The 2,592-nt window shown below is 60.1% G+C and carries 1 protein-coding gene and 1 pseudogene (1 of these 2 only partly in view); both read left to right on the forward strand.

The features are described from left to right. Positions 1–1,255: pseudogene (locus EOC06_RS30960) on the forward strand (AMP-binding protein); it begins 522 nt to the left of the window's first position. Between the two features lie 69 nt (positions 1,256–1,324). Then, complete coding sequence (locus EOC06_RS30965) at positions 1,325–2,428, forward strand: calcium:proton antiporter (RefSeq protein WP_127269260.1); 1,104 nt, start codon at positions 1,325–1,327, stop codon at positions 2,426–2,428. Positions 2,429–2,592: the final 164 nt, after the last annotated feature.

Below are 2,592 nucleotides of genomic sequence, written 5' to 3' on the forward strand. Positions count from 1 at the left end.
GGCCACACCGGGCAAGCTCAAGGCGCAGAAACTGCCGGCGCTGAAGATCGTCATCCGCATGGGCGACGAGAATTCGCCCGGCATGTTCAATTTCGGCGACGTGCTGGCCATGGCCGGGCGTGACGAGCATGACAGCCTCGACCGCATCTCGGAGAAGCTGAAGCCGGGCGAGGCCATCAACATCCAGTTCACCTCAGGCACCACGGGAGCCCCCAAGGGCGCGACGCTGACCCACAACAACATCGTCAACAACGGCAATTTCGTCACTTCGGCGATCAAGCTGACCGTCGACGACCGGCTGTGCATCCCGGTGCCGCTCTATCACTGCTTCGGCATGTCGATGGGCACGATGGGCTGCGTCACGAAGGGCGCCACGATGGTTTTCCCGGGCGAGGGCTTCGATGCCGGCGCGACGTTGAAGGCGGTGGCTCAGGAACGCTGCACCGGGCTCTATGGCGTGCCGACCATGTTCGTCGCCCTGCTGGATCATCCGGATTTTTCCGCCTTCGATCTCTCCAGACTGCGCACCGGCATCATGGCCGGCTCGCCATGCCCGATCGAGGTGATGAAGAAGGTGGTGTCGCTGATGCATATGGAACAGGTGACCATCGCCTACGGCATGACCGAGACCAGCCCGGTGTCGTTCCAGAGCGGCGTCGACGACCCCTTGGAAAAGCGCGTCTCGACCGTCGGGCGCATTCACCCCCATGTCGAGGTCAAGGCGGTCGATGCCGATGGCGCTACCGTTGCGGTCGGCGTACCGGGCGAGCTTTGCACGCGCGGCTATTCGGTGATGAAGGGTTACTGGGACGACGACGACAAGACCCGCGAGGCGATCGACAGCGACGGCTGGATGCACACCGGCGACCTCGCCACCATAGACGCCGAGGGCTATTGCAACATCGTCGGCCGGGTCAAGGATATGGTTATCCGCGGCGGCGAGAACGTCTATCCCAGGGAGGTCGAGGAATTCCTCTACCGCCATCCAAAGGTCAAGGAGGTGCAGGTGTTCGGCATTCCCGACGCCAAATATGGCGAGGAGCTGTGCGCCTGGATCGTGCTCAAGCCCGGCCAGATCGCCACCGAGCAGGAGGTCAAGAACTTCTGCGCCGGCCAGATCGCCCATTACAAGATCCCCCGCCACATACGCTTCCGCACCGAATTGCCGATGACGGTGACCGGCAAGCCGCAGAAGTTCTTGATGCGCGAGGCGATGGTGGAGGAACTGGGGCTGGTGGCGCAGAAGACGGCGTGAACGGGTGAACGCTTCGATCTGTCGGTGCGCGAATGCAGCCACGGTTCGCAGCAGCGCGCAGGGGCCTGCATGAGCGGTTTCGGACGTTCGGTGACTTCGTATGCGATGCCCTTGGCCGCCTTGGTGATGGCTGTCGCCGTCAGAGCCGGCGGACTGTCGGCGGACGAAGGTTCGCTGAGCGCCAGGATACTCGTCGGAGCGCTTTCGAGTGCGATTATGTTCACCACCATTTTCGTGGTCCTCGACCACGCCGAGGCGGTGGCTCGGCGTGTAGGAGAGCCCTACGGCACATTGGTGCTGACTTTTGCCGTGACGGCAATCGAGGTGTCGATCATCGTTTCCATGATGCTGCATGGAGAGAACAACCCTACGCTTGCACGTGAGTCTGTCTTTTCAACAGTGATGATTGCATCCACCGGCGTCGTCGGCACCTGTCTCGCGCTTGGCGGCTGGCGTCATCGCAAGCAGGCAATTGTTCGACAAGGGACCAGCGCATATCTCGCGGTTCTGATCGCGCTGACCATCATGACGCTTATTCTGCCAACCTACACACAAGCTACGGGGCCGGGCACATTTTCGGCAGCTCAACTTGGCTTTGTGAGCGTGCTTTCGGTGCTGCTTTATGCAAGTTTTGTGTTCGCGCAGACTGTCCGCCACCGAGAAGACTTTGTCGAAGGGCAGGCCCACGGCGTTTCGCTGCGGACTGCCCCTCACGAAAGCGTCTTTGCCGGCGCATTGCTGCTTTTGATCGGGCTGATTGGCATTGTCATGCTCGCCGAGCAGGTCGCCGCAAGCGTCGAGGATACGCTCGTTGCCTATCAGGTGACCCAGGCTGACAGCATTGTGGGGGCATTGATCGCCGGGCTGGTTTTGATGCCAGAGGCCATTTCGGCGGTTCGCGCTTCACTCAACAATGAGCTGCAACGCGGTTTGAATGTCGCGATGGGTTCCGCTTGCGCCACAATCGGTTTGACAATACCGGCGGTCGCGGCCGCCAGCCTGCTGACGGGAAGAGGGTTAACCCTGGGGCTTCCAGCGACTGACACAGTGCTTTTGATTTTAGCGCTCTTCATATGCAATGTGAGTTTTAGCACTGAAAGAACAACATTCTTGACGGGCGCTGTCCATATCGTGGTATTTCTTACATATATATTTCTTATATTTGTACCATGAAAACTTGGCCCAGGCTGGCAATTAGATACAGTGGCGCGACTGGTCGTCAACGGACTGCTTGGGTTCTTCAGTCTGGAAGCCCACAGCGAACTGCAGCCCGTTGCCTGAGATGGCGTTTCCGCTTCCGCACCGAATTGCCGATGACCGTGACCGGCAAGCCACAG

This window comes from Mesorhizobium sp. M7A.F.Ca.MR.362.00.0.0 (assembly GCF_004023175.1).
Taxonomy (GTDB): domain Bacteria; phylum Pseudomonadota; class Alphaproteobacteria; order Rhizobiales; family Rhizobiaceae; genus Mesorhizobium.